The 24,598-nt window shown below is 44.8% G+C and carries 24 protein-coding genes; 14 read left to right on the forward strand and 10 right to left on the reverse strand.

Features of this window, described 5'->3' with window-relative positions:
• Positions 1-20: 20 nt before the first annotated feature.
• Both B9G69_RS00865 and B9G69_RS00870 read right to left on the reverse strand, forming a co-directional pair.
• On the reverse strand, positions 21-1,172 hold the full coding sequence (locus tag B9G69_RS00865; RefSeq protein ID WP_141096956.1) for a CapA family protein: 1,152 nt from the start codon (positions 1,170-1,172) through the stop codon (positions 21-23).
• Between the two features lie 4 nt (positions 1,173-1,176).
• Complete coding sequence (locus tag B9G69_RS00870; RefSeq protein ID WP_088616414.1) at positions 1,177-1,716, reverse strand: hypothetical protein; 540 nt, start codon at positions 1,714-1,716, stop codon at positions 1,177-1,179.
• Between the two features lie 118 nt (positions 1,717-1,834).
• Between B9G69_RS00870 and B9G69_RS00875 the strand changes: the two genes are divergently transcribed.
• The 5 genes from B9G69_RS00875 to B9G69_RS00895 all read left to right on the forward strand — a co-directional run bounded on the left by B9G69_RS00875 (position 1,835) and on the right by B9G69_RS00895 (position 7,122).
• Positions 1,835-2,377 (forward strand): TIGR00730 family Rossman fold protein, encoded by a 543-nt coding sequence (locus tag B9G69_RS00875; RefSeq protein WP_217897721.1) that lies wholly within the window; start codon positions 1,835-1,837, stop codon positions 2,375-2,377.
• Positions 2,378-2,454: 77 nt separating this feature from the next.
• Positions 2,455-3,099, forward strand: a complete 645-nt coding sequence (locus tag B9G69_RS00880; RefSeq protein WP_088616415.1) for a hypothetical protein — start codon at positions 2,455-2,457, stop codon at positions 3,097-3,099.
• 75 nt (positions 3,100-3,174) lie between these two features.
• The gene (locus B9G69_RS00885; RefSeq protein ID WP_088616416.1) at positions 3,175-4,641 is read left to right on the forward strand and encodes a DEAD/DEAH box helicase; all 1,467 of its coding nucleotides are present in this window, start codon (positions 3,175-3,177) and stop codon (positions 4,639-4,641) included.
• A complete protein-coding gene (hflX, locus tag B9G69_RS00890; RefSeq protein WP_265437902.1) occupies positions 4,638-6,068 on the forward strand; it encodes a GTPase HflX in 1,431 nt (476 codons plus the stop codon). Before B9G69_RS00885 ends, hflX begins: the two co-directional genes overlap by 4 nt.
• Positions 6,069-6,129: 61 nt before the next feature.
• Positions 6,130-7,122: an esterase/lipase family protein gene (locus tag B9G69_RS00895; RefSeq protein WP_088616418.1), complete on the forward strand. Its 993-nt coding sequence runs from the start codon at positions 6,130-6,132 to the stop codon at positions 7,120-7,122.
• Here B9G69_RS00895 and B9G69_RS00900 read toward each other — a convergent pair.
• Positions 7,119-8,378, reverse strand: a complete 1,260-nt coding sequence (locus tag B9G69_RS00900; protein ID WP_088616419.1) for a TCR/Tet family MFS transporter — start codon at positions 8,376-8,378, stop codon at positions 7,119-7,121. The genes B9G69_RS00895 and B9G69_RS00900 overlap by 4 nt on opposite strands.
• Before the next feature lie 104 nt (positions 8,379-8,482).
• Here B9G69_RS00900 and trhA point away from each other — a divergent pair, with 104 nt between their 5' ends.
• Both trhA and B9G69_RS00910 read left to right on the forward strand, forming a co-directional pair.
• Positions 8,483-9,100: a PAQR family membrane homeostasis protein TrhA gene (gene trhA / locus B9G69_RS00905; protein WP_176401032.1), complete on the forward strand. Its 618-nt coding sequence runs from the start codon at positions 8,483-8,485 to the stop codon at positions 9,098-9,100.
• Between the two features lie 136 nt (positions 9,101-9,236).
• A complete protein-coding gene (locus B9G69_RS00910; protein ID WP_088616421.1) occupies positions 9,237-9,824 on the forward strand; it encodes an NUDIX hydrolase in 588 nt (195 codons plus the stop codon).
• 295 nt (positions 9,825-10,119) lie between these two features.
• Here the strand turns inward: B9G69_RS00910 and B9G69_RS00915 are convergent, their stop codons facing one another.
• The gene (locus tag B9G69_RS00915) at positions 10,120-11,076 is read right to left on the reverse strand and encodes a hypothetical protein (protein ID WP_088616422.1); all 957 of its coding nucleotides are present in this window, start codon (positions 11,074-11,076) and stop codon (positions 10,120-10,122) included.
• A 336-nt stretch (positions 11,077-11,412) separates the two neighbouring features.
• Between B9G69_RS00915 and B9G69_RS00920 the strand changes: the two genes are divergently transcribed.
• The gene (locus B9G69_RS00920; protein WP_265437903.1) at positions 11,413-12,558 is read left to right on the forward strand and encodes a phosphodiesterase; all 1,146 of its coding nucleotides are present in this window, start codon (positions 11,413-11,415) and stop codon (positions 12,556-12,558) included.
• On the opposite strand, the gene B9G69_RS00925 is transcribed toward B9G69_RS00920, so the two are convergent.
• Positions 12,545-13,399 (reverse strand): NAD(P)H-hydrate dehydratase, encoded by an 855-nt coding sequence (locus tag B9G69_RS00925; RefSeq protein WP_088616424.1) that lies wholly within the window; start codon positions 13,397-13,399, stop codon positions 12,545-12,547. The two genes, B9G69_RS00920 and B9G69_RS00925, sit on opposite strands and share 14 nt — an antisense overlap.
• 25 nt (positions 13,400-13,424) lie before the next feature.
• On the opposite strand from B9G69_RS00925, the gene map reads away from it, so the two are divergent.
• The 5 genes from map to B9G69_RS00950 all read left to right on the forward strand — a co-directional run bounded on the left by map (position 13,425) and on the right by B9G69_RS00950 (position 16,350).
• Positions 13,425-14,186, forward strand: coding sequence for a type I methionyl aminopeptidase (gene map, locus B9G69_RS00930; protein ID WP_265437904.1), 762 nt, complete (start codon positions 13,425-13,427; stop codon positions 14,184-14,186).
• A 78-nt stretch (positions 14,187-14,264) separates the two neighbouring features.
• Positions 14,265-14,465, forward strand: a complete 201-nt coding sequence (locus B9G69_RS00935; protein ID WP_088616426.1) for a hypothetical protein — start codon at positions 14,265-14,267, stop codon at positions 14,463-14,465.
• A gap of 78 nt (positions 14,466-14,543) precedes the next feature.
• Positions 14,544-14,945 carry a hypothetical protein gene (locus tag B9G69_RS00940; RefSeq protein WP_141096958.1) on the forward strand — a complete coding sequence of 134 codons (402 nt, stop codon included), beginning with the start codon at positions 14,544-14,546 and terminating at the stop codon, positions 14,943-14,945.
• Between the two features lie 164 nt (positions 14,946-15,109).
• Positions 15,110-15,502: a hypothetical protein gene (locus B9G69_RS00945; RefSeq protein WP_088616428.1), complete on the forward strand. Its 393-nt coding sequence runs from the start codon at positions 15,110-15,112 to the stop codon at positions 15,500-15,502.
• Entirely contained in the window at positions 15,499-16,350 is an 852-nt protein-coding gene (locus tag B9G69_RS00950) for an IS3 family transposase (protein WP_254917089.1), read from the forward strand. Before B9G69_RS00945 ends, B9G69_RS00950 begins: the two co-directional genes overlap by 4 nt.
• Before the next feature lie 82 nt (positions 16,351-16,432).
• Here B9G69_RS00950 and B9G69_RS00955 read toward each other — a convergent pair whose 3' ends face one another.
• The 4 genes from B9G69_RS00955 to B9G69_RS00970 form a co-directional block, all read right to left on the reverse strand.
• On the reverse strand, positions 16,433-18,673 hold the full coding sequence (locus B9G69_RS00955; protein WP_088616430.1) for a hypothetical protein: 2,241 nt from the start codon (positions 18,671-18,673) through the stop codon (positions 16,433-16,435).
• A gap of 147 nt (positions 18,674-18,820) precedes the next feature.
• Entirely contained in the window at positions 18,821-20,374 is a 1,554-nt protein-coding gene (locus tag B9G69_RS00960; RefSeq protein ID WP_088616431.1) for a DHA2 family efflux MFS transporter permease subunit, read from the reverse strand.
• A 77-nt stretch (positions 20,375-20,451) separates the two neighbouring features.
• Positions 20,452-21,312: an HlyD family secretion protein gene (locus B9G69_RS00965; RefSeq protein ID WP_088616432.1), complete on the reverse strand. Its 861-nt coding sequence runs from the start codon at positions 21,310-21,312 to the stop codon at positions 20,452-20,454.
• 4 nt (positions 21,313-21,316) lie between these two features.
• Positions 21,317-22,615: a TolC family protein gene (locus B9G69_RS00970; RefSeq protein WP_088616433.1), complete on the reverse strand. Its 1,299-nt coding sequence runs from the start codon at positions 22,613-22,615 to the stop codon at positions 21,317-21,319.
• A 123-nt stretch (positions 22,616-22,738) separates the two neighbouring features.
• Between B9G69_RS00970 and B9G69_RS00975 the strand changes: the two genes are divergently transcribed.
• Positions 22,739-23,254 carry a MarR family winged helix-turn-helix transcriptional regulator gene (locus tag B9G69_RS00975; RefSeq protein ID WP_088616434.1) on the forward strand — a complete coding sequence of 172 codons (516 nt, stop codon included), beginning with the start codon at positions 22,739-22,741 and terminating at the stop codon, positions 23,252-23,254.
• 76 nt (positions 23,255-23,330) lie between these two features.
• On the opposite strand, the gene B9G69_RS00980 is transcribed toward B9G69_RS00975, so the two are convergent.
• Complete coding sequence (locus tag B9G69_RS00980; protein ID WP_088616435.1) at positions 23,331-24,530, reverse strand: hypothetical protein; 1,200 nt, start codon at positions 24,528-24,530, stop codon at positions 23,331-23,333.
• Between the last annotated feature and the right edge of the window lie 68 nt (positions 24,531-24,598).

Genomic DNA, 24,598 nt, shown 5'->3' on the forward strand with positions numbered 1-24,598 from the left:
GAGTATCCGAGAAATCCTACCTAAGGCAACGATCTGCACAGCTTTAATGACAAAGATTCCTCGGGATTCAACAAACCGCTTTGTCCATAGTGTCGCCCCAGATACTTCAGAACTGACTTATCCCCGTTTGCGCCTACGGGATAGATCTTATAACCGCTGCGAACGGTGGGAGTGTATGCAACTCCAGAAATCACAGCTTTTCCCTGGCCCGGTTTGGTCAATCCCATGTACATAACTGCAGAAGCCTTCCGCTCGACGTCTTTCTGCGCAGCCACGAAGTTACCTAATGAATAAACGATGAATGTTTCACGCCCGTCGCTGGTCACGTATTTTTCCCAAGGTTGCAAAACGTGAGGATGGGATCCGACAACCGCCACCGCACCTGCTTCTAAAAAAGATTTTGCTGCCGACACCTGGCGCGAATTCGGCGTTTGTTGGTATTCATCACCCCAGTGCGGATATACGATAACAGCGTCGATATCAGAACGTGCCGACAATGTTTTAATCGTGTCCATCAAGCCAGACTTATAACAATTCATTACTTGAGCTTTATTATCGGGCCGACCGTTGGTCATTTCAGTGCAACCAATGAAGGCGATATTCAGTCCTTGTATGTTCACCACACGGTAAAATGGATCATTACGATCTTGGGAGTGCCTTGCACCCGTCACTTGAATCCCCACGGTGCGGGCAGCCGTCATTGTGCGATCAATTCCGATCCAACCACGATCCAAAATATGATTATTCGCGAGTGTCAGTAAATCAATGCCACTGTGTTTCAGATCACTTAAAATTCTAGGATGATAATTGAAGGAAAAATGAGTGCCGGAGTATATTTTATCGTCGTAAATAAATCCAACATCGCCCCAATCTCTGCCTTGGGCATCAATTCCTAATGCGGCCGGGCCCTCGAGATTCGCGACTGAAAAGTTGGCTTTAGAAAACATCGGATTGATCCCGCGCCAGATCTGCGAAAAGTCCTTAGTCTCTGCGACGACATTCACATACAGCAACTTATGAATAAGAATATCTCCGACAAATGAAATCGAAGCGAAATGCTGGCCCGGTCCGCAACGACCATTGAATTGCAAATCTCCGCCTAAAGCAAAAACCACAGATGGAAAAATCCCCAGCATTACTGCCAGGGATTTTTTAATAATAATGGATTTCATGGACTTATGATTCAGACGAGTTGCCACGATCGCGAGCTACTTGTCCTTTGCGCGAACGAGCACTGGAAAATCCAGCTGCATGCTTTCCCACGCTTTGAGGAGCATTGTCGAAGCGCGACTTCACATTTTCTTGACCGCGAGAATAAATTTTTTGTTTGGTTCTTTTTAAAAAACTTTCGCGAGGCTCATCCCCAATTTTCAGGTGCATCTTTGGTTGCTCCGTCAGACTTTTTTTACCACGAGCAGCTTTTGCTTTGCGTTTTTCGATGCGCTCTTTATTCAACACACGATCAAAGCGTTCCAATGTTTTTTCCATGCTGCGCAGACGGAAATTCAGCTCACGTAACGCAGTCTTATCATCAGCTTTTGCACGGGCATTTTTACGATGTTTTTTCACCACCTCAACAGCCTGTGCACGAGCCTTACGAATTCTTTCGCTAGGAATCTTTTTTAGGTCTGAATGACTTTGAGAAAATAGTTTGAATTCCGCTTTCGTTAGTCGTTTTTGCGCGGCTTTGTGTGAAGCCGGTACAGCTTGTGCCATTACTTCTACTCCTTGTTGTGCGTATCTCAATGATAAGAGCAAGCTTCGCGCAGTCTCTATTGACAACTGCGCCCTTTGTTGGAAAGCATGATGGTAGGAATGAACGATTGGAGCCATCATGAAAATCAAAAGAATCTGCGTCTATTGCGGAGCAAACCCTGGCAATAAGCCCGAGTACGCGCAAGCGGCTCGCGAGTTGGGACATCTTTTGGCCAAGAATAAAATCGAGTTGGTCTATGGTGGAGGTAAGGTCGGTTTGATGGGTGCCATCGCTGATGCTGTCATGGAAAAAGGTGGCCAAGTGATCGGCATCATTCCTCAAAAATTAGTCGCCATGGAACAAGCACACGAAGGCATCACTGATTTGCGTGTTGTGAATGATATGCACGAACGCAAAGCAACCATGGCAACATTGGCGGATGCCTTTATCGCCTTGCCCGGTGGCTTTGGAACTTTGGAAGAGCTTTTTGAGGTCCTAACGTGGTCACAAATTGGTTATCATCAAAAGCCAATTGCTCTGGTAAATGTCATGGATTTTTATGGACATCTTGATACGTTCGTAAAACATGCGACCACTACGGGGCTGCTTCGCTCTGAGTATGCGCGCTATTTCCAACTAACGTCGACTCCACAAGAGGCTATCGATATCGTTCTTCGCTAGAATCATGATGGTTTCCCAAGTATTTCAAAAATGCAATTGGACAACTAAACAAGTTGTTTAGTAGTTAAATTGACGTAATGGAATTCTTATTAAGACCCGAACCCTATATAGCTAGCTACCGTGCTGATTTGGAAGAGCTCTCAAAGCTTTTGCAGTCCTGCGGCTTCACGCTTCAGCCTTATAAAGATTTCAGCCTTCCTGAATTTCACAATCTTTTGCCTGAAACCCGTCAGCATGTGGCCCAAGCCCTTCATGCCTACGTGGGAGCTTTGAAAGCAGAGCTGCTTGAGGGCACCATGAATCCCGAGCGCTTCGTTCTTCAGTTTCTATTCCGAATTGGCCAGGCTCCGAATTCTGATCTGTACGACTTACTTCGTAACGAGCGTTATATTCAGATCTATAATCGCGATAATCTTCAAATTTTCCGCAGTCTTGCCTGCTATGAACGCTGCTCCTTCACACTTGAGCAATTGACCAGTCGTACTTGGTTTGAACTCTGGGAACGAGACAACCTCTTTTACATGGCATTTCTGGGCATGGCTCACAAAATGCGCGATGTGGTTAAATTCAGCTGCTTTAATTTTGATTTCCCATTCCATAAGGTCACTGAAATTGATTCCGCCATGAACTATTCCTTCCACTACAAGCTTAAAACCGTGTGTGGCTTAACTCGGCAGAATCAAATTCAATCAGCTTTGTTGATTGAGGACTGGGAATTCTAGAAATCCCTGTATATTTGCTAGGATAAGGCTTTATACCTTGCGGTTTGGACAAGGACCCTGTAGCTATTTGTCCCTATGACTTCTTCTCAAAAATTCTCCGATCTTCCCCTTGTCGAACCTATCCAACGTGCTGTCGCTGAAACCGGCTACACAACGCCAACTCCCATTCAGCAACAAGCGATTCCATATCTGTTGGAAGGCCGCGACCTTTTAGGCTGCGCTCAAACTGGCACTGGTAAAACAGCAGCCTTTGCCTTGCCTATCTTGAATCATCTGGCAAAACAATGGAATCGAGCTGAACCTAAGCATGCGCGCGTCCTTGTATTGGCTCCGACGCGTGAACTGGCGATTCAAATTCATGAAAGCTTTCAAACGTACGGTAAGCATTTAAAAATCCGCACAGCTGTGATCTTTGGCGGAGTTGGACAAACTCCACAAGTTAAAGCGCTTTCAAGCGGCGTTGATGTGTTGATTGCAACGCCGGGGCGTTTGTTGGATTTGATTCAACAAAAATACCTGAAGCTCGATAAGCTTGAAGTTTTCGTCCTAGACGAAGCAGACCGTATGCTGGATATGGGGTTCCTTCCTGATATCCGCAAAGTTTTGACTTATTTGCCTAAACTTCGTCAGAACTTGTTCTTCTCGGCAACTATGCCCAAAGAAATTCAAAAGCTTGCGGATTCATTATTGGTAAATCCGGCAAAGGTTGAGGTCGCTCCGGTTTCTTCAACGGCCGAGATGATCGAACAATCCGTGATGTTCGTCGATAAAAGTAAAAAGCGCGATTTACTTCGTCACTTACTGGACGATAAGTCCTTCGATAAAGTGATCGTGTTCACAAGAACGAAACACGGTGCAAATCGTGTTGCTGAAGGTTTGGCTAAGAATCGCATCCCCGCTGAAGCTATTCATGGAAATAAATCTCAAAATGCACGTCAAAGATCTTTAGAGAATCTGCGTGAAGGTAAAATCCGCGTGTTGGTGGCAACGGACATTGCAGCTCGCGGAATCGATATCGATGGCATCAGCCATGTGATCAACTTTGAACTTCCGAACGAGTCAGAAAGCTACGTCCACAGAATCGGTCGTACAGCTCGTGCAGGAACTCAAGGTGTTGCGATTGCATTCTGTGACGCCGAAGAGCGTGCTTACTTACGTGACATCGAACGCCTGATTGGCAAGTCGATCCCTGTAGTCACAGATCAACCGTATCACTCTGAAGAGGTTGCGGGCAGCAAGATCCTTTCTAAAGGCAAAGCAAAAGCAATGATCGAAGCGATGGAAAACCGACCCACAGTTGGTGGCTTTAAAAGCCGTCGCCGTTTGAACCCTCGTAAAAAACCACCAACGTTTGAACCTAAGGGTGGAGGCGCGAATGCTGATGCTTCCAAAGCTTCTGCCTCTAAACCTCATGCACCAAAACCTCATGGCGGTGGTCATGGCAATGGTCCTGGCCATGGTCCAAAAAAAAGTGGTGGCAACAAGCGACGCTTAGGTGGGTTCAGAGGGAACGGCAATAAAAGTGGAGGACCTAAAAAATGAGTCTTCATGAAACTGCAGAAAACGTTCCTAAGGCTGTCCTTGTCGGCCTTCAAATCGGCAGAACTTCTGAACAAGAAGTTCAAAATTCTTTGGTGGAACTTTCGCGCCTGGTAACAACATTAGGTTTCGAAGTTATCGGTAAAATGCACCAACGCCGCACCTCCACCAAAAGCGCAAATGTTTTGGGCGATGGTAAGCTGATGGAGCTTGCAAAATGGACGGGCGGCACCGGTAAAGTGGCCCCCACTTTCATTAAGAAAAAACATAAAGCTGCTTTGAAATTTGAAAAAGAAGATGACGACGATATCTTTGATCTTGCTGATGAAGAAACTTTTGAAGAACAAGGACCTGAAGATTTCGTCGAGGAAGAAAATCCTCAAGACCAAGCTCAATGGGTTATCTTTGACTGTGATCTTTCCCCCCTTCAATTGCGCAATCTTGAAAGCGCCACGGGTGCTAAGGTTTTAGATCGCACAGGGGTGATCATTGAGATTTTCAGCCGCCATGCTCGCACGCGTGCTGCTCGCTTGCAGGTTGAAATTGCTCGCCTGACTTATGTGGCTCCACGTATGCGTGGAGTTTCCAGCGGCGATGATGACCGCATGGGTGGTGGCGGTAAAGGTGTCGGTGAATCTGCGATCGAATTGGATCGTCGTAAAATCCGCGACCGTATCAAAGAACTCAAACAAGAATTGGGCTCGATTGGCCAAGAGCACCTCACTCGTCGTTCGCAACGTTCGCAGGAAGCTTGCGTAGCCCTTGTCGGCTACACCAATGCCGGTAAGTCTTCGTTGATGCGTGCGATGACTGGCAGCGATGTTTATGTCGCAGATAAATTGTTTGCGACCTTAGATACAACAGTTCGCGCGATTCAACCTGAAACTCGTCCGAAAATTTTGCTTTCAGATACAGTTGGGTTTATTAAAAAACTTCCACATGATCTGGTCGCATCTTTTAAGTCAACGCTGGACGAGGCGTTGAATGCTTCACTCTTGTTATACATGGTGGATGCAGCAGATCCCTCCTTCCGTTCTCAACTGGAAGTTACCAAAGCAACTTTGGCTGAAGTCGGTGCTGGTGAAATCCCAAGCTTACTTATTCTTAATAAGCGCGATTGTTTGACAGAGGAACAGGCGTCTAGTTTGGCGGTCGAATTTCCTGACGCGGTATTTTTGTCTACACGCAATCCTCAAGATATTGATGATTTGCGCGGCAGATTGGTCAAGTTCTTTGAAAATTCAATGCGCGAAGAAGAGATCTTTATTCCATATAAAGTTCAAGGGGTTATTGGCGATATTAGAGCACGTCTAAAGGTTTTAGGTGAAGAATACGATGAAAAAGGTGTTCGTCTAAAAGTCCGTGCAAATGCTGAGGATTTTGAAAAAATCGCGAAGAAAATTCGCGACGCTCTTATAGACATAGAATAGCTTAGTTTCATTAGAAAACTTTAACTCCAAAACTGACATCAAAACTTTTAAAGTAGCATCGATGAAAACAGGTTTGTCGGTGCCACTTTCAGTATTAGTCTCCACTCTAAGTTTGTTTCAGGGATCCCCTGCACAAGCTCAAGAGATCACGCCCTACTCTCCCAAGGACGAAAGAAAACTTTTAGGGCCTCGCTATGAAGGCCGCTTAGTTCCTTTGGCGCAAATGAATCAACTGACTGAATCTGATAGTGACGACACCATGATCTTCATTCACGGTAGGTCGGGTTCTATAAAAAACTTCACCCAATTATTATTGAACACGCCGAAATTTTCGGATTATCAACTTTACTATTTTGCCTATGATGATTTGCACCGTTCACTGAAACGTTCTGCAGGTGATCTGGCATTGAATATTTTGAAACTCAAATCTCCACGCATCACCATCATTGCTCACAGCATGGGGGGACTGATTGCACGAGAGGCCTTAAACACGCTGACTCGAGCAGGACATAACGAACACCTGCCACAGATCCGGGTGATAAGCATCGATTCTCCGTGGCAAGGTGGCAGCTCAGTGAATGGCAAGCACAAGGGCGCAAACCTGGATGACATGGTCGAATACTTTATGCCAGCAGCCTTGGCAGATCTGCGTTCAAGTTCTGATTTTTTTCAACAGCTTTATAAAACTGAATGGCCTAAACAGTTCAGCATGGAGCTGTACTTCGCTCAGCATGGGACGCAAGCTTTGGATCATCAGGAAGCTGCGATCCTTCGTTTACCGGAAAAGATCGCAAATCTTTTCACACTGAATGAACCGATGAAAGGTTCTTTGTATGAAATGAATTTCTGGAATGCGATTTCCACGTCGTCTCAGTATCCCGCTTTCGTGAACGAGCTTTCGGCTTTGCATGAATTTACGCAGTTAACTGCGGACGACGTAAAAAATCTTTTGGAAAAACACTATCCTCGGTTTCCAGGGGATCACACTTCCGTTTTAAATACTCATCCCTCAGCAGAAATGGATCTTTCCAAATATCTGCAAGCAGTCCTTTAATGGATGGGTGGCACCGAGTTGATCGGGCCACCTGTGGTATGCCCAGTTTTGTGAAAACGCGGATATAGAATAAATAAAATCCATGAAACAACACTAAACAGGCCCGCTAAGAAATATGCTGAGCCCGGGAACTGAACGGATGCTTGCTCTGATGTGAACTTGGCAAAAACGTCCGTGTAAATCAATGGTCCCAAAATCGATGTTAAACTTGCGATGGAAATCAAAGAACCCTGCAGCTCTCCTTGCTCTTGCGGCGGAGTATCTTTAGAAATCAAAGACATCGAAGCGGGTCCTGTCACTCCATTCAGGCACGTCAACGCTAGCACCGCATAGAGCATCCATCCATGAGTTGCAAAGGCGTATCCAAAATAGGCCGAAACGCTAAAGAAAATACCGATGTTCAGTGCCTTCATCTCTCCCCATTTCGGGACGATGAGGCGAGTCAAATAGCCTTGTACAAAGGCGACCGATAATCCGACAAAGGATAAAGACAGTCCGACTTCGAAAGTGGACCAATTAAATTTGTACTGCGTATACAACGTCCAAATACTTGGATGTGACTGCCCAGACAAATACAATAAAAAGTAAATCCACACCATCACGCGCATTCCAGGCTTAAACAAAATCCGCATCAACGATGCAAATGGATTTAGTTTTCCCCAACTCATTTTGCGGCGGTGAGCTTCGTCCAAGGACTCTGGCAAAATGAAATATCCAAAGGCAAAGTTTAATAAGTTGAATACCGCAGCTGCGATGAACGGAGCTTGATGTCCATAGTGGCCCAAGATACCGCCCAGCCCCGGTCCTACGATAAAACCTAATCCGAAGGCCGCTCCAATCATACCGAAATTCGCTGAACGATTTGAGTCATCAGAAATATCCGCCATGTAAGAACTTGCGACGGTCATGCTAGCCCCCGTAAGTCCAGAGACGATACGTCCCGCAAACAGAATTCCCAAGGTCGGTGCAAAGGCCATCAAAAGGTAATCGAGTCCTGCCCCTAACAAAGAGACGAGTAATACGGGTCTGCGCCCAAAGCGATCTGAAAGTGAACCCAACACGGGCGAAGCCAAGAACTGCATCAGGGCGTAGATCGAGATAAAGTAGCCGTAGTAATGATTCACAAACGAGGGATCATGACCAAAGCGACGTATAACATCTGGAAAAACTGGAATTAAAACTCCAATCCCCAACGCATCTAAAAAGATTGTCGCAAAAATAAAACGTACACTTGCTGATGATGACTTCTGCTTCATAATTCTCTCACTGTGATGATTGAGTAATTATTCTTTTATTAGCTATCTTTCACAAGTGGGAAATCAAACAGCGATGTGTTAGCATGGATCTATCGGAGGTTCCTATTTATCAAGGTGAGCGCTTCAATAGTATTAGCCACTTGATCGGTGCTGTTCTCGCAGTCGCGGGGACTTCTGTACTTGTGACATTAGCAAGCATTCAAGGTGATCTGATTAAGATTGTCAGTACCAGTGTTTATGGTGGGATGCTAGTTCTGCTTTATACCATTTCGACTCTATATCACAGCTTTCAAGGCCGAGCGAAAAAGATCCTGCAAAAACTTGATCACATGGCCATCTATTTATTAATCGCAGGAACCTACACTCCTTTCACGTTGATCACGTTGCATGGCCCTTGGGGCTGGTGGTTGTTTGGCATTAATTGGTCGCTGGCGCTGATTGGAATTATTTTTGAGCTGACTCTGTCCCATCGCACGCGCATTCCATCCATGATTATTTATGTCGTGATGGGATGGTTGATTGTTGTGGCGATGAAACCACTTACGCAAAACTTGGATCCACGGGGTATGACGTTGTTAGCAACTGGTGGTGTTCTGTACACCGGTGGTATCGCGTTCTTTTTATTCGACGAAAAAGTGAAGCACTTCCATGGCATCTGGCATCTCTTTGTTATGGCGGGCAGCATCAGTCAGTACTTCTGCATTCTTTACTATCTTGTTTAAAGCTTTTTTGAATCTATCTAAACTGAAAAGCAAAACGGCCTCTCGACGCTCGTGCAAATAATTAGACACGGCCTAGCCAGCTGTTCATAAATACGAATTCCTTGTGCTACCATATGTGAAATACAAGGACTTCGTTTTGCAGAAACAACTCTCAAACCTTTTTGTCGGCACTCAACCTCTGGATTTATCTCAGACGCTGGAACGTTATGCTTGCGTGTCGTTGATTCTGCGTGGACCGTTGGACGATTTACAGATTGGTTTTATCCAACGAGCTGTTCAACCGAATGATCGTTGGTCAGGACAAATAGCTTTTCCCGGCGGAAAAAAAGAAGATATTGATTCGTCTGCTTTGGCGACGGCTCTTCGTGAGACGCAGGAGGAAGTCGGTATCATTTTGACGCCCGATGAAATGGTAGGCCGCTTGGATGATATACAGGCGCGTAAAGCGGGTTCTTTGTTGGATTTCTTCATACGCCCTTTCGTGTTTTATACTGAGAGAGATTTTGCGATCCAATTAGATCCGAATGAAGTGGCAGATTTCTTTTGGGTTCCCCTTAAACAGCTGGATAATCCCGATCGCAAAACCACTTATGAGCTGACTCGCGAGCAAATGCTGCTGCAGCTTCCAGCCATTTCCTTGGACCGCGAGATTCCACTCTGGGGTTTGTCTTATATGATCACTCAGGATCTTTTGATTAGACTAAAAACTCAGATCTCATTTTGAGATTCTTTGGTTTTTTTTGAAAAACTGAAATTTTCCCCTCAACTCTCCAAAGGTCTAGCCGATAGGTATAATATCAGAGGCCACGTAGGTGGCGAGCGAAAGGAGCCTTGAATGGCACTCAAGCATGTAGCACGTTTGGAACACATTCTATCCACGGAGATTCGTGAATTGAATGACCTTCTCGAGACAGGACCACCGTAGCTACCATCCTCCCAGCCTAGTAATAAATGGGAAGATTAACTAAAAAAAACCAGAACGCGTTTCGTTCTGGTTTTTTTGTTTTTAAAAGCAATCCCTACAAAATCGAGAACGTCGTCGCAAAATTCACAGTCGTTGAGTCTGCAGAAAAAGTCTTAGGATAAAAATTAAAATACGGAGCAAAGTACACATCACGAGTGAAAGCGTAACCAAAGCCCAAACGTTGGCTGAGAGTTCTGTTCCACAAGACTGTGTTATCTTCAGTCCCGCGTGGGTTATTGAAATTTAGCGCCAAAGAACTGTAAGTGCTGAACTTGTCCGAGAATGCATATTTAATTTGTGGATAAAAGCCTAAAGAATAGCGGCCTGTCGTAAGCTCTTTCTTAGCTTTTTGATCTGGTCCACGATCAAAGAAATAGTAATTAAAAGAAGCATCAATACCGACACCTACACGACTTGTCCCGAAGTTGTATAAAAGAGAAGTATCGTAACCCACACCCGCATATTCGCCAATGTCACGGTAGGTTTGATTTGTTACGTAAGTAGCACTTACGCCATTTCGCATCTGCAGATCACCCACGCGCCCGTTACGGTCATAGCTGATATATGGATTCTTTGCCTCGTAACGGCGAGTTTCTTCATTGAATGGCGTCAGCATGTTTACGCCAGTCCCCAAAGACAATGCACTTTTAGAATCGAAACGGAAACGAGTTCCGAAAGAACCACCAAAAGATGTATCGCAGGCGCACACGCTGCCATCTGGATTTGGTTGTTTGTCATCAGATAGTCTGCCCACCGGAGGACCTGAATAGCTTAGAGAGAATTTCAAAGAATAGCGAGACAACGAACCTGAATCCGCTTTCATGCGTGCATCTGTGATGTCTTTATCGTCTTCAAATTTTTTATTTAAAACAGTTCCGGTTTTCAACGTGGAGGTTTGAGTGCCTGACTCAGCTTCTGTTGCCACGGGGCTTGGCAAAGACAGTTTAGAGGTTTGTCCAAAGGCATTGATCGACAGTCCAAGAAGGGCCGAGGCCAAAATTGCTTTGCGCATGAAATCTCCTGTGATTTTCAGCTTTTTAGCGGTTCCATTCGCAAAAAGATAGTTGGGTTTTTGTTAAGGATAAATTAATGGAAAAACTACCTGCTTTTTTCCAAGCAACATTGCCCGAATTCGGGCGGCCTGGGACGCTATCGGAACAAACAAAAGAGGCGTCCCATGAAAACCTCACGACGAGGTTTCCTACAATTATCGGCCAGTTCGATTATAGGCTATTCTGCGCTCAATTCTCCCCTTTTTGCTGGGATCGCAGAGGCCGCAAGTGGATTCACGGGCAGAATTCCCATCTGTCAGCATATGACGAATTCTTATTCGACTCAGATCACGGTTTTGACTGAGCTTGGCAATCCTTATGCTTACAAAGTATGGGATTCACGAGGTCGCCCCGTTCCTTGCCAAGTATGGGACCACGATATGCGCAAAACCTATCATCAGGGCATCGATAAGATTTACGTGTCCGATCTTGAACCCGGGATGAAATACTATTTTCAGGTCATCGACAGGGACCGTGGAACCGTTTTAGACGAGCGGGTTTTTAAAAGTATTAAGCTTTCTTCCAAAAACAATATTCGCTTCGCAATGGCCAGTTGCGCTTGTGATTTTTATATCAGCCATTCACGTGTCATGTGGGACCTTCTTTTTGCACAAAAACCCGATTTTATATTTTTGGTGGGCGATGCGGTGTATGCCGATTTTCGATGTCCAACCACTGAAACCGATATCTGGCGACGCTATTGTGAAACGCGGTCTCGATTGCGGCATTTTCGGCAGCCCCATCTGATTCCAACCCTGGCTGTGTGGGACGATCATGATTACGGACGCGACAACATGTGCAAATCATTTAAATACAAAAATTCCTCAAAGCGAGTCTTTGATTTGTTCTTTGGAAGTCGCAACACCGATGGCTTTAAAAATACGATGGGTGTGGGCTCGCAATTCAATGCCTTCGGGCAAAGGTTCTTTTTCTTAGATGACCGGTATTTTCGCGATGAAAAACAGTGTGGCGGCATGATGTGGGGTTATGACCAACAAGAACAATTTTTAGAAAATATTTGTCAGAATTCAAAACCCGCTTGGGTCTTTAACGGCAGTCAATTTTTTGGGAATTACATTAAGCAGGAATCTTTCCTGCAAGACTTTGGCAAAAATTTTACTGATGTGCTTAGCAAGCTTCGCAAGTGTCAGGCTCCTGTCGTTTTTGGTTCAGGGGACGTGCACTTTAGCGAAATTATGAGCGTAGATCCCAAGTATCTGGGCTATCGAACCTACGAATACACATCCAGCGCCATACACAGCTTAAATCTTCCGCTAAAGTGGCTTTATAGAAATCCCCGTAGGGAGGCCTTTACTTGGCATCATAACTTTTTAATTATCGACAGCACGACCACCGGTCATGGATTAAAAATTAAAGCCAAGTCGATTAATGCCAGAAACAAAGTTGCCTTTTCGCATGAAACCGTAGTTACCCGTTCTTAAGTTTGCGCAGTTGGAACAAAACCTCTGGCACAAGCTCGATGACGTCAGATGCCATCATCGAGAGTGGATCCTTTCTTCGGGCCACCCATAGATTTGCTGTCGCTCCGTGGATATAAGCAGCCAGCAAAGCCGCATCCGCAGGATTCATATTCTGTGCGCGCAGTGCTGTCATGATTCCGGCTAAGACATCTCCAGTCCCCGCCTTAGCCAAGGCCGAATTTCCAGTGGCAATGGTGGCGAGGTCTTTTTTGGTGGCTATCAAAGTCTTGTGACCTTTTAGTAAAACCACACAGCCGAACTTTTTCTGAGCAAGTTTTGCAGCACTGATGCGATCGCGGTTGATTTCATCGGCAGGTTTCCCGATCAATCGTGACAGTTCCCCCGTATGCGGAGTGAGAATCCAACTGGCTGGCAAGGGATGTATTTTTTCTTGCGCCACTACGGTCAAAGCATCGGCATCCAAAATCACATGGGTTTCGCCAGCTGATTTCAATTCGCGAATGAGTTTGGCGGTGAAGTTGTTTACTCCAAAGCCCGGGCCTAACAATACGGCCTTGTGCTCAATCGACTTCCATGAGGTTACTGAAAGGTCCTTTAAAATAAAATCGGGATGATCCCAAGCAGAAACGGACAGATCAGGCTGAGCTAAAATCACGTAACCACTGCCCATTCTCAGAGCTGCTTTGGATGCTAAAACACCAGCTCCAGGATACGAAGCGCTTCCGGCCATAATCAGACTCTTACCACGGCTGCTTTTATTATCAGCCGATGAAACTGCAGGTAAAAGATTCGCAGCGCCTTGTTTTCGCAGAATTCTGACAGAACTTGGTGTGGTTTTCATAAAAATGAGTGTATAACTGAGGCCTATGATCGTAAAGACGGAAGCGGAATTAGAAGGACTAAAAAAGATTGGTAAGGTCGTTGCCAATTGTCTTAAATACATGTCCCAAAAAATAGAACCCGGTATGACAACGAGAGAGTTGGATAATCTGGGTGGCGAGTATTTGGCAAAATATGGTGCTCGCTCCGGTCCCATCCTCGTTTATAATTTTCCAGGACATACATGCATCAGCTTGAATCATGAAGCGGCTCATGGCGTGCCTTCCGACAAGATCATCAAAGCGGGTGACTTGATTAATATCGACGTCTCTGCCGAGTTAAATGGTTTTTATGCGGATAACGGTGGCTCTTTCATGGTTCCGCCTGAGCGTGCTGATTATGCACGATTACTTGAAGCAACTAAAAAAGCACTGAACCACGCTATCGCCGGAATTAAAGGTGGTGTGAAGATAAACACCATCGGTCAGCGAGTCGAAGAAATCGCTGATGAATATGGTTACTCGATCATTGAAAATTTAGGTAGCCATGGGGTTGGCAAATCTTTGCACGAGGCTCCCGAATTCATCCCAAGTTATTTTGATCGTAAAGACGATCGCCGCTTGAAAGAAGGCCACGTCATCACGATCGAACCGTTTTTATCAACGGGCGCGTTTTGTGTCGACAATGTTGCTGGTGACGAGTGGACTTTGGTAACTTCCCCTGAACATCGCACAGCTCAGTTCGAACACACGATGGTCGTTTTGAAAGATCGTGCTTTGCTCCTGACAATTCCTGACGAAACTGTTTAATCACAAGCCCGCGTCCAAATCCTTGCTGTGAACTTCTGTAAACCCTTAGCCTAAATGTTCTGGCCGAGAGGGGTAAAGATGAAACGCGGGATTTTATTTGCAGTACTGATCACCTTTCACATCCTATGGATTGGAACCATGACCATGGCAGATGCCGCCGGTCCAATGCGTATTGGTCTTCCTGACGAAGTTATGATGTCTTCCCTTTTGCTGCTGCTATGGGTGGGATATCAAGCCACCAGCTGGGCCCGCGGCGCGATCCAGGAAAAAATTAAATAGCACACCGCCAAATCACTATAATGTTTCAATAAAAGGTGAAAGCCTATGAGGCGAAAAAAACAGCCATGGGAGGCTTTCGTGAAACTATTTATCGCTATTTTGGCAACTTTGGTTGCGTTCTCTGCAAATGCAGCAGACCGCAAATTAGGCAACGTTATCTTGGTGGAAAGAGAAATTCCAAATCCTTACGATCTTTGCGTTAAAAACGTGATCGATAAAAAAGACAAAAAACAGCAGATGTTTTACTGCGTGATCAAGTATACGAAAGCAAACATGGAAATTCCGGTTAACAGCAAAATCGCAGTTATCAACCAAAACTCTGAAGGTTGCGTAGTTCGGGGTGAAGTTGGCAACGGCAACATGATGATCGGTTTCGGTCCAAACAAACAAGAAGTGGACTTCGAAACAGCGAAAGCTTGTTTGGCAAAAGGCCTTGCAGCACACGGTGCAGTTGTCGTTAACGTAATGACTCTTGAATAGTTCCCCTCAGGTAACAGTTCCCTTTTTTAGGGCGGCGCAGCCCTAAAAAAGGGAACTGTTACCTCGGGATAAAAAAAGGGAAGCTTTTGATCTGGGCCCCTTAAAGTAGACAGATAGAAAAGGCCTCAACTATGATAAGTTGGGGCTTTTACATTTGGAGACTCATGAGAAACAAAATAAGGGACAAGGCGAGATACGAGCGTAATCCCAACATCAAAAAGGTCACTGAATCCAACATTCAGTTCACCAAAGAATTCAAAATTAAGGCGATTAAGGATTTTCAAAACGGCCATTTGGCCGATGACATTTTCCTTAAGGCTGAAGTCGATATCTCGGAGTTTGAACCAGGATATCCACGTAAATCCATAGATCGCTGGATTAAAGCTTCTGATGAGTATGGGGTAAAGAACTTAGATAATGAACGTCGAGGCAGATCTCGCTCGCAAAAGTTCAAGACGGTGGAAGAAGAGCTGCATTATCTGCGCACGGAAAATGAGTTTTTAAAAAAGCTCCACGCCTTGGAAGCCGTCTCAGCAAAAAAGAAAAATACGAAATAGTTTTCAAGGCGAAGTCTGAATGTCCATCAATGTCTTTATCGAAGCTTTGCTCTTCAGCCAAGGTCTCTCGCGGAGGATATTATAAATGGCACAAGAAAAGATCTTTTCAGCTAAATGCAGATGAGCAGCTCATATTTGAGGTCTTTGCCCGAGGAAAAAGTAAATGGGGATCTCGACGTGTAAAGATGTATTTATTGAGAGAACATGGGTTGATCATGAACTTAAAGAAAGTCCGAAGAATTTTAAGATCGCTAGGTCTGAAAGCAACGGTTAGACGTAAAAGAAATTCTAAGTTTATTCTGGCTAAGGAAGTCCATCGCGTTTTACCCAATATTCTTCAGCAAAATTTTAAGGTCGAAGAGCCTGATCGAGTATATTCAACAGATGTGACACATTTATATTATGGAAGTTCCCAAAGAGCTTATCTGTCAGCGACAAAGGATCTTGCAACTCGAGAGATCGTTTATCACAGCGTTTCTACAAACACTGACGTAGCATTAGTTACGCAAGGACTAAAAGAGCGACTTCAAAAAGTTTCTCCAGCAAAGCGCAAAAATTTGGTGATTCACTCAGATCAAGGTGCTGTTTATACGAGCAAAAGTTATCGTCGAATACTAAGCGTTCTAAATATTAAACAATCCATGTCACGCCGAGGAAATTGTTTGGATAATGCACCGATAGAAAGCTTCTTTGGCCACCTGAAAGACGAGCTGAACAGTTCTAGCTGTCTAACTATCAGAGAATTAAGCGCCGAAATTGACAGATATATTAAATATTACAATAGCCAACGACCGCAATGGGCATTAAAAGGAAAAACCCCGATTGAATATCGGGGTTCGATTAACTAAGCAGCCTTTTTTACCTGTTCCCTTTTTGGGGCCCAGATCATTTCGCTTCCCTTTTTTTTTACTCATTTTTTAGCTTTGATTCTTAGTTCGGAATTGTTTCATCCAACAAGAAGTTTTCCGTGCCCATTGGTTTCCAGCCGTCATCAAGAGCTTGCTGGTATTTAGAGCCTGTGTAATCACCACTTGTATTGTCGATCGTACCGTAGAAGTTCGAATCAACCAAACCGCATGGTGAGGCGACCGCCGGAGAAGCGCTAGAAACCTTTTTGTACATCAAAGTCACCGCAATGTGATAGCGAGGACCTTGGAAGTATTCAAGTCTCGCAGGCATTCTGGAATTCGCATCCATATAGATCGCAGACGTTGAGCACTTCATGGTCGCACTATGAGCATTATCGTTGTCGATCACGGTCGCATATGTACCACCTGCTTTAGGCGCAATATACAACTTAGAACCGTCATCCGAAATCAAGGCGAATTGATAGTAACCCGCTGAATCTGTAGCACCCAGTTTCATGATCGTACCCAGTCTTAATGCAAACCATTCAACCAAGTTCGCACCGCCGTCAGCGGCTTTTTTCTTAACAAGGTCACCGTCAGTCGTTGGGAACCCGTTAGAGAATGTACGAACCGGAACAAAGATTTTAGACATATAAAGGATCACACCAGCATCAACACCTTCACTGAAGTATTTAGCCAATGACGTCCAACCTGAAGTTGTACCAGGGAAATAGAAGATGTTGCCTTTCCAACCCTGTTTACAAGCGATACCACTTGCAGAGAATGGATCACATACGACTTTTTTAGCTGTGAAATTCACTACTTTAGAGGCAGAGTTGCCGGCCTTATCTTTCGCAGTCACTGTCAGGACATGGTCACCAGTCACAAGATTCGTGAAAGTGATTTTTGTCAAAGTCTGACAGTTCGCAACAGCTTCAGATGTTGTACCGAAAGTACGGATACAGCTTGCCGTATCAATACCGGAGATAGAATCCACGATAGAGAATGGCGTGAACACAGCTGTTTTTTGGTCTTCAGAAATCGTAGGAGCACTGATCGTAATAACTGGCGCAGTTACATCCACCACAAACTTATAAGTCGGAGCAACTTTGATCGCATTTGCGCTTGTATAAGCTGCCACGCGAGCATAGTAAGTTTGTCCGTCTTTTAATGTACAAGAGCTCAAGGCCAATGAAGTTGCAGGTGTTTGCACCTCATCACACACTGCTGCAGTACCTGCCGCATCCGATGTGATTGAGACACGGTAAGCAACTGCACCGGCAGAAGCTGTCCAGTGTACTGTTGGTTGCAAGATGCTGCCAAGGTAACCGTCTTTCACGTTGTCGTTACCACCCGTGATACCAATAATAGAGAAGTCATTTGTAGAAGAACCTTGGCTTTTCCATGTGTAACTCATAGGAACAGATACGTTACCTACTTTATCGATAGATTGAACTGTGAATACGTGACCACCTTCTAGCAAGTTCGAATAAACTGCTGGAGAGGTACAAGCCACATAGTTACCGCCTTCGATAGCACATTGATAACCCGCGATACCAGAGCCACTGTCAGCACCTGTGAAATTAAATACGGCTTGGCTGGAAGCCGCAATAGCATCTGGTTTATTAGTAATTGTCACTGTTGGAGCAGTCGTGTCGACCAACCATCCGTATTCAACTGTCACTGAACGGTTGCCAGCACGGTCTACCGCACGAACTTGGAAACGATTTTGACCTTCAGAAACCTTAGAATAGTTTTTTACATCCCCACATTTACTGAAAGAAGCTTCACCAACTAGCAAACATTCAAAATGATCCAATCCCGACAAATCATCATCAATTCGCATACCGAAAGTAGCAGCTGGTGAAGCCACCATAGCACCTGGTTTTTGCGTGATCGACACAGCCGGAGCAATATCGTCGTGCGTGATCGAAGCGTTCACACAGTCTGATTCAAATGTTGTTAATTGAGTTACTTTTTTGAATTTAGCGTAAACGCTGTTCAACGCGTTTTGGCTTTTCAATGGCCAAATTTTAGAGTTGGAGACTTTCTCCCACGAACCGCCCGAACTGCAAGTTGAGTCATTCGTGATATACATCTCTGTCGCGTTTTGTGAAGCGATGTTTACAGTCACGGCACTGTCAGTTGTAAAAAGAGCTCCCCCATTTAATTGAATGGAGTTAGCACCCATACCCGTTGACTGGCTGGCCATCTCATCTTGAGACAATCCGAAATTTACGTTCTCAGCACAGTTTTGATAACCAACGCTGAGCACAGCAAAAAGTGCAAAGGTAGATACCAATCTATAAGTTCGGTTGTTCATGAACATTCCCCCCGGAGTGTTACCTTTAATCGGTAAATCAAGGAGACAACTTGATTTCATTGAAGAATAAGTGACTTCTTTTTAATTCCAGGAACTTCCGTGAGATCACTTTTGATACAAGGTATCTGTGATCTCACGCTAGATTGATTAATGGGCGTCTACAACTTTGACGGCCTTGTTTTTGAACTTCAGAAGGTATAATGGGATGAAAGCTAATACGACCACCGTCATCATGATAAACATGATCTCTTGGAAGGTCAGCATAAAAACTTGTGCTTGCACACGACCATACAAAGAACGAATCGCCATCTCGGCTTGCGTCGCCATACCCATGGACTGACTCATGTGGGCTCCTGACTTAGCAGAATTATAAGCTGTCCAAGTATTATGATCCAATAAAGTCACGTGTGGAGACATATCAGCATAGTGCTGTTTGCTGAATTTCGTCATCATCGTACCAACAAAAGCGATACCGATACTGCCACCAATTTGACGGAATAAATTCAAAATACCAGACACCTCACCCATCGTGATTCCACTAAATTGAGACAAGATCGACGAGTTAATTGGTACGAACAAGAAGGCCATGGCAAATCCACGAACATACAATCCTAAAAGCACATCACTTTTTGAAGACATCGACGAAAGCTGTGTGAACATGAGGATCGAAGTCATAACACCTAAGAATCCAACCGAAATCAGAATCTTAGGATTAACTCCTTTACCTAACATTTTTCCGATGAACGGCATCATCAAAGCTGTACAAATCGAACCCGGGATAAAAAGCATTCCCGTTTGAGTGGCGTCATAATGGAAAGCTTGGCCGACAAAAACTGGCAAGATAAATACCAATCCGTACAAAAAGAAACCCAAGATCATCTGCAAAGCGGCGCCATTCGCAACGATGCCATTTAAGAACAAGCGAACATTCATGATCGGAGCTTTAACTCTTGTTTCCCACCAAACGAACATCGGTAACGACACAGCGGTCATGATTCCGCAAAACACTATCAGTTTCGAATCAAACCAGTCATTGGATTCACCGCGCTCTAGCATGTACTGCAAACAACCAATCCCCGTGACCAGAAAAACCAGGCCCCAAATGTCGAATGGTTTTTTACCTTCGCTAGCTCCGCTTGCAAAAGGCGGATTTTCAATCGCCATCAAACCAATTGCAATCGCGATCAGCCCCAATGGCAAATTCACGTTAAAGATAGATCTCCAACCGAAAGTATCTGTCAGCCAGCCACCTAATGTTGGGCCCAATGTGGGCCCAATCATTACTGACATACCAAAGATCGCACCGGCAGTACCCGCTTTTTCTTTCGGGAATTGTTCGTAAATCAACGTTTGCGAAGTCGGAAGCAATGCTCCCCCTGCAAGACCCTGCAAAATACGGAAAAAGATCAACGTATAAAGATTAGGAGCAAAACCACACGCAACAGATGTAAGTGTGAAAAGCCCGATACAGCTTAAGAAATATTTACGACGTCCAACACGATTTCCCAGCCACGCAGACACCGGCAGAACGATCGCGTTAGCAATCGCATAACCCGTGATGACCATACTGATATCTTCAAGTGTGGCACCCAAGTTCCCCATCATAGTTGGCAACGCCACATTTACGATGGAGCTATCGATAATCTCTAGCAAGGAGGCCATCACAGCAACAAGGATGACCAGTCTAGATTTGGTATTCATAAAACTAACAACCTCTCAGGTCTGTCTAAACTCCGTGGTTAGCGGAGAAGTGACCTATTTGGTATTTGCGTAACCTATTAGTGCACTTTGATAGACACGTTTGCAGACAAACCTGCTTGTAGCTTTTCAATATCGTTCGGAGTCAGATCCAAAAGTTTGATCTTCACCGGAACACGCTGAACAACTTTCGTAAAGTTACCCGTCGCATTGTCCGGCGGCAGAAGAGAAAACACCGCACCCGTCGACGGGCTAAGACTTTCAACTTCACCTTTGAACTCTTGTCCAGGCAAAGCATCCACTTCAATTTTTACGGGTTTACCCTTTTCGATATGAGTGATTTCTGTCTCTTTAAAATTTGCCATCACCCAGCGAGAGCTGCTTTCCACAAAACCAAATAAAGGTTGTCCCGGAGGAATCACCATACCTGGTTCCACAGATTTACGCGCAATGCGACCATCCGTTGGAGCTTTGATTTCCGTGTAGCTTGCGTTCAATTGAGCGTTTGCAACTTGCGCTTGGATCGCTTGAACTTTTTTGCTTACTTCGCGGAAAGTGGCTTCTGCGTTGTCAAATTGAGATCTAGAAATAACGTTTTGACGAAGAAGTTCACCCATACGTTTATAGTTGGCTTCCGCATCATGAAGTTTAGCTTTTACACCTTCAAGATCTGCTTCCGCTTGTTTTACCGAGTTCTTATAGTCTTGAGAATCGATGCGGGCCAGAACCTGACCTTCTTTAACAGGATCATTATCTTGCACCAAAACTTCGACGACGATGCCAGGAACTTTCGAAGAGAGCATCAAGGTGTGAGCCTGAATCTGAGCATTGTCTGTGGATACATGAGACCACTCATAGTAACCAAAGACCGCTGCTGCGATAACCAACACAGGGACCGCGACCATCATCACTTTTTTCTTTTTATTATTAACGTTTGTCATAAAATTACAGTTCCTTCCCGAGGGACAATTCTAAACTAACCAATGCCTCTGCCGCATTTACTTGGGCATTCACAAGGCCTGCGCGCGCTCTGAACAAATCAAGTTCCGCATCCAAAACTTCTGAACTCGTGCGAGTTCCCGCTTTGAAGGATTGAGTTGCCAGACGAACACTTTCTTGCGCTTTTTCTACGTCAACGGTTTTTGCTTTGTACAAAGCCGCAGAATACAAGTAGCGACGCTTCCAAAAATCAAAATCATAACTGTCTTTAAGTTTGGCCTGACGAGTGACTTCTTTCGCTTGCACTTGGCGTGCGTCTGCTTGAGCTGATTGCGCCGTCGAAGCAAAACCATCAAAGATATTCCAAGTCATCGCAACACCCACAGAGTAAGCATTGTTAAAATCTTGGTCCGTCAAACCTTTACTAATATTGTTGTAGTAATCCGCTTGCCCAAAAACCGAGAATCTTGGAACCCAATGCTTATAAGCGGCCAGCCAAGCTTTATGTGCAGCCAATTCACGATCTGTCAGGGCTTGATAATCAAGTCGCTCGATTTTCGCGGGCTTTTTTAGATTAGCGACTTTTTGAGCGTCCGGAATCGGCAAAGCCCCTGCCAGCGTTTGTCCACCGTCTTCCACTCCCAAACCCACCAAAAGATTTTGGCGCGACAAGATTGTGTTATCCTCTGCATTTAGTTTTTCAGATTGTGCTTCATTCAGCTGAACTTCGACACGAAGGACGTCAAAGTTTGTACCTGCACCACTTTTACGAAACGCTTTGGCGCGATCCAAGTGATCTTCCAAAGTTTTTACGTTCTGATTCGATACCTTTTCTAACTCGATTGCCGCCAGCGCACGATAGAATTTCAACTTTGTTTCTTCATTAATCTGAAACTTGGCCCAGTCGGCTTCCTTTTCTGCAGCGTTCGCACCGTAAGTCATAGATCTGTAGCGATCATAGTTTGCGAGACCATCAAACACCAACCACTCTGCACGTGCTGACCAGATTGTATAAGGCTGAATAAGTTCGATCGTTGTCGGATTACCGGCGAAGTTCAGTGTCTCCACCATAAATTTATTATCCAAAAGATGAGATCCGCTAACAGTTAAGCGCGGCAGAAATTGAGAGTATGCTTCAACTTTTCTCCAACTTGCCTCATCTTTAGCCGCTTCAGCGCGCTTCACCTGAGGTGAGTTGCCATTGGCGAGATTGAGCGAATCTGCGAGTGAAAGAGTTTCAGCCTGCACCGCCGCTGGAGCGCACAAGAGAGCTGTTATTGCGGCTGCGAATTTAATCTTTTTCATTTTTCACCATTTTTGTTGATTTTCATTAGGTACCTAATTAATATAGTTAGGTATCTAACTACTGTCAATGGGGTCCTAAAAAGTGTCTCATTGAATACGAACTTTGCTCGATTGGAGGCCTTGATGGCTAAGCTATTCATCCAAACAATTCCGTCCCAGGAAGAACTACAACAGAACGCGCGTGAACTTTGTCCGAATGCTGATATTGCTTCACTTTACTCTCATCTTCTTTTCAGAAAAGTCGCGACTGATCTTGAGACCAAGTATGATAACTTCTTCGCGCGTTGGAATTTATCTCCAGGCAGATATACTTTGCTGGTTATCCTTCGCAAAGCTCCTGCGGGTCTCATGCCTTCTGAGATTGCGCAAAAAGTTGGAGTAACACAAGCGACGATTTCCGGTCTAATCAATAGTCTTGAGAAAGCACAACTCGTAGAACGTAAGACACACGAAAAAGATGGTCGCTCTTTCGTGATCAAATTGACTGGAAAAGGTGAAGAGACCCTCAAAGAAATTGCGCCTGAGTGGTACGGTGGGATTGGAAACTTCTTTGGTCAGTTCAATGATGAAGAGAAGAAAGTTTTGAATGGTCTTCTAAGTCGTATGACTCAGAACTTGTCTCTTTTAGGAATGAAATAAAAATTATTCGACTTAATAACAAAAAGCCCGATTTCCATCGGGCTTTTTTATTTCTTAATTTTCTATCTTACTGGGCTTAGTAATCCCCATTCAAAGCGCAACTCATCACTTCATTCAAGTTTGAACCCGTTGAATTTTGCAACGGACCGAAGTGATTGTAGGACTTCCCTGCTGCAAAGTGCGGACTTACGCAACGATCTGTTGGAAGTTTCAAAGAACCATTCGACTGAAGATTCGATGGATGTGTGAAGCTGGACTTAGCAGTATTAACCTGTACAGAGAACATACCTGTGATCTTGGCAGCACCACAGAACGCATTGAAGCTTTGCATAGCACTACCCAACACGCGGATCATTTCTGCTTGAGATGCCGAAGTACTGATTGTGTTTTTAGGATAAATCTTATTCCACTCACGGATACAAGCTTGAACATTGCCACTTGCTGTCGGAGTGAATTGGAATAAACCAATATTCAATTTGGAAGCAGCATCTTGATAAGGGTCTTCATAGAACAGCACACCTGCTGGACGACGGTAACCTGACGGAGCGTACTTAGTAGCAACTTTTCCAGATGTCGATGTATCAGCTGTCGTCAAAGACTCAGTATATGACATGCACATCATCAATTTTGTCCAAAGCTTGGTAGCTTTAACAAACGAAGTGCGATCACCATTCAATGCACCACGACGGTATTCATTCATTTTATTAGCAAAAGTATTTAGCTTAGTGATTGTCGAAGCTGATGGAACTTTTCCGCTGGACAAGGTCTTAGACAAACTTGTTGAGCTTACAGTACACAAAGGATGAGAGATCAAACTCGTCTCCAAATAAGAGCTTTCCGAGCTGCTCATACCATATGATGAACCTACATACCCCAAACCTGCTTTTGAAGGGTTCATTTTAAGTTCGATCGCGTAAGCGATTCGATCTGCAAAGCGGTAACGACTGTCGACATTCATATCTGTGTTGTCGGTTTTGTAAGCCAATGTTTGATCGCGCTCTGGGATCAACTCGCGGTATGTTTGATAGATACTGTCCACCAACTTACCCACTGGACCTGCCACCTCAGTGAAAACATCAAAGTCCGCGGGAACAATCGAACCCGTCGTTGCAGGAGGTTCAGGATTTGTCGGAGTGGAAGGTGTCGAAGGTGTTGATGTCGACGTGTCGTCGTCACCAGAGTCAGCCGGCTTTTTTGCCATTGCGAACGCTGTATTGCTAAGAGTAAGAGTTACCAAGGCAGCCAACAAGATTTTAGTAGTGTTTTGTTTTGTCATGGCTCCTAGATCGGAGTCGGGTCCTAAGACTTAAGGCGTCCTCGACGGGACTGGACCTTACCTAGACC

The organism is Bdellovibrio sp. SKB1291214 (assembly GCF_002209355.2).
In the GTDB taxonomy this organism is placed as follows: Bacteria; Bdellovibrionota; Bdellovibrionia; order Bdellovibrionales; family Bdellovibrionaceae; genus Bdellovibrio.

What these genes read in the sequence shown, in the direction of transcription:
- map (WP_265437904.1), top strand. Translation starts at nt 13,425, where the DNA reads ATGATCGTAAAGACGGAAGCGGAATTAGAAGGACTAAAAAAGATTGGT.
- B9G69_RS00875 (WP_217897721.1), top strand. Translation starts at nt 1,835, where the DNA reads ATGAAAATCAAAAGAATCTGCGTCTATTGCGGAGCAAACCCTGGCAAT.
- hflX (WP_265437902.1), top strand. Translation starts at nt 4,638, where the DNA reads ATGAGTCTTCATGAAACTGCAGAAAACGTTCCTAAGGCTGTCCTTGTC.
- B9G69_RS00955 (WP_088616430.1), bottom strand. Translation starts at nt 18,673, where the DNA reads ATGAACAACCGAACTTATAGATTGGTATCTACCTTTGCACTTTTTGCT.
- B9G69_RS00975 (WP_088616434.1), top strand. Translation starts at nt 22,739, where the DNA reads ATGGCTAAGCTATTCATCCAAACAATTCCGTCCCAGGAAGAACTACAA.
- B9G69_RS00895 (WP_088616418.1), top strand. Translation starts at nt 6,130, where the DNA reads ATGAAAACAGGTTTGTCGGTGCCACTTTCAGTATTAGTCTCCACTCTA.
- B9G69_RS00965 (WP_088616432.1), bottom strand. Translation starts at nt 21,312, where the DNA reads ATGACAAACGTTAATAATAAAAAGAAAAAAGTGATGATGGTCGCGGTC.
- B9G69_RS00865 (WP_141096956.1), bottom strand. Translation starts at nt 1,172, where the DNA reads ATGAAATCCATTATTATTAAAAAATCCCTGGCAGTAATGCTGGGGATT.
- B9G69_RS00935 (WP_088616426.1), top strand. Translation starts at nt 14,265, where the DNA reads ATGAAACGCGGGATTTTATTTGCAGTACTGATCACCTTTCACATCCTA.
- B9G69_RS00925 (WP_088616424.1), bottom strand. Translation starts at nt 13,399, where the DNA reads ATGAAAACCACACCAAGTTCTGTCAGAATTCTGCGAAAACAAGGCGCT.
- B9G69_RS00885 (WP_088616416.1), top strand. Translation starts at nt 3,175, where the DNA reads ATGACTTCTTCTCAAAAATTCTCCGATCTTCCCCTTGTCGAACCTATC.
- B9G69_RS00945 (WP_088616428.1), top strand. Translation starts at nt 15,110, where the DNA reads ATGAGAAACAAAATAAGGGACAAGGCGAGATACGAGCGTAATCCCAAC.
- B9G69_RS00960 (WP_088616431.1), bottom strand. Translation starts at nt 20,374, where the DNA reads ATGAATACCAAATCTAGACTGGTCATCCTTGTTGCTGTGATGGCCTCC.
- B9G69_RS00970 (WP_088616433.1), bottom strand. Translation starts at nt 22,615, where the DNA reads ATGAAAAAGATTAAATTCGCAGCCGCAATAACAGCTCTCTTGTGCGCT.
- B9G69_RS00870 (WP_088616414.1), bottom strand. Translation starts at nt 1,716, where the DNA reads ATGGCACAAGCTGTACCGGCTTCACACAAAGCCGCGCAAAAACGACTA.
- B9G69_RS00980 (WP_088616435.1), bottom strand. Translation starts at nt 24,530, where the DNA reads ATGACAAAACAAAACACTACTAAAATCTTGTTGGCTGCCTTGGTAACT.
- B9G69_RS00880 (WP_088616415.1), top strand. Translation starts at nt 2,455, where the DNA reads ATGGAATTCTTATTAAGACCCGAACCCTATATAGCTAGCTACCGTGCT.
- B9G69_RS00900 (WP_088616419.1), bottom strand. Translation starts at nt 8,378, where the DNA reads ATGAAGCAGAAGTCATCATCAGCAAGTGTACGTTTTATTTTTGCGACA.
- B9G69_RS00915 (WP_088616422.1), bottom strand. Translation starts at nt 11,076, where the DNA reads ATGCGCAAAGCAATTTTGGCCTCGGCCCTTCTTGGACTGTCGATCAAT.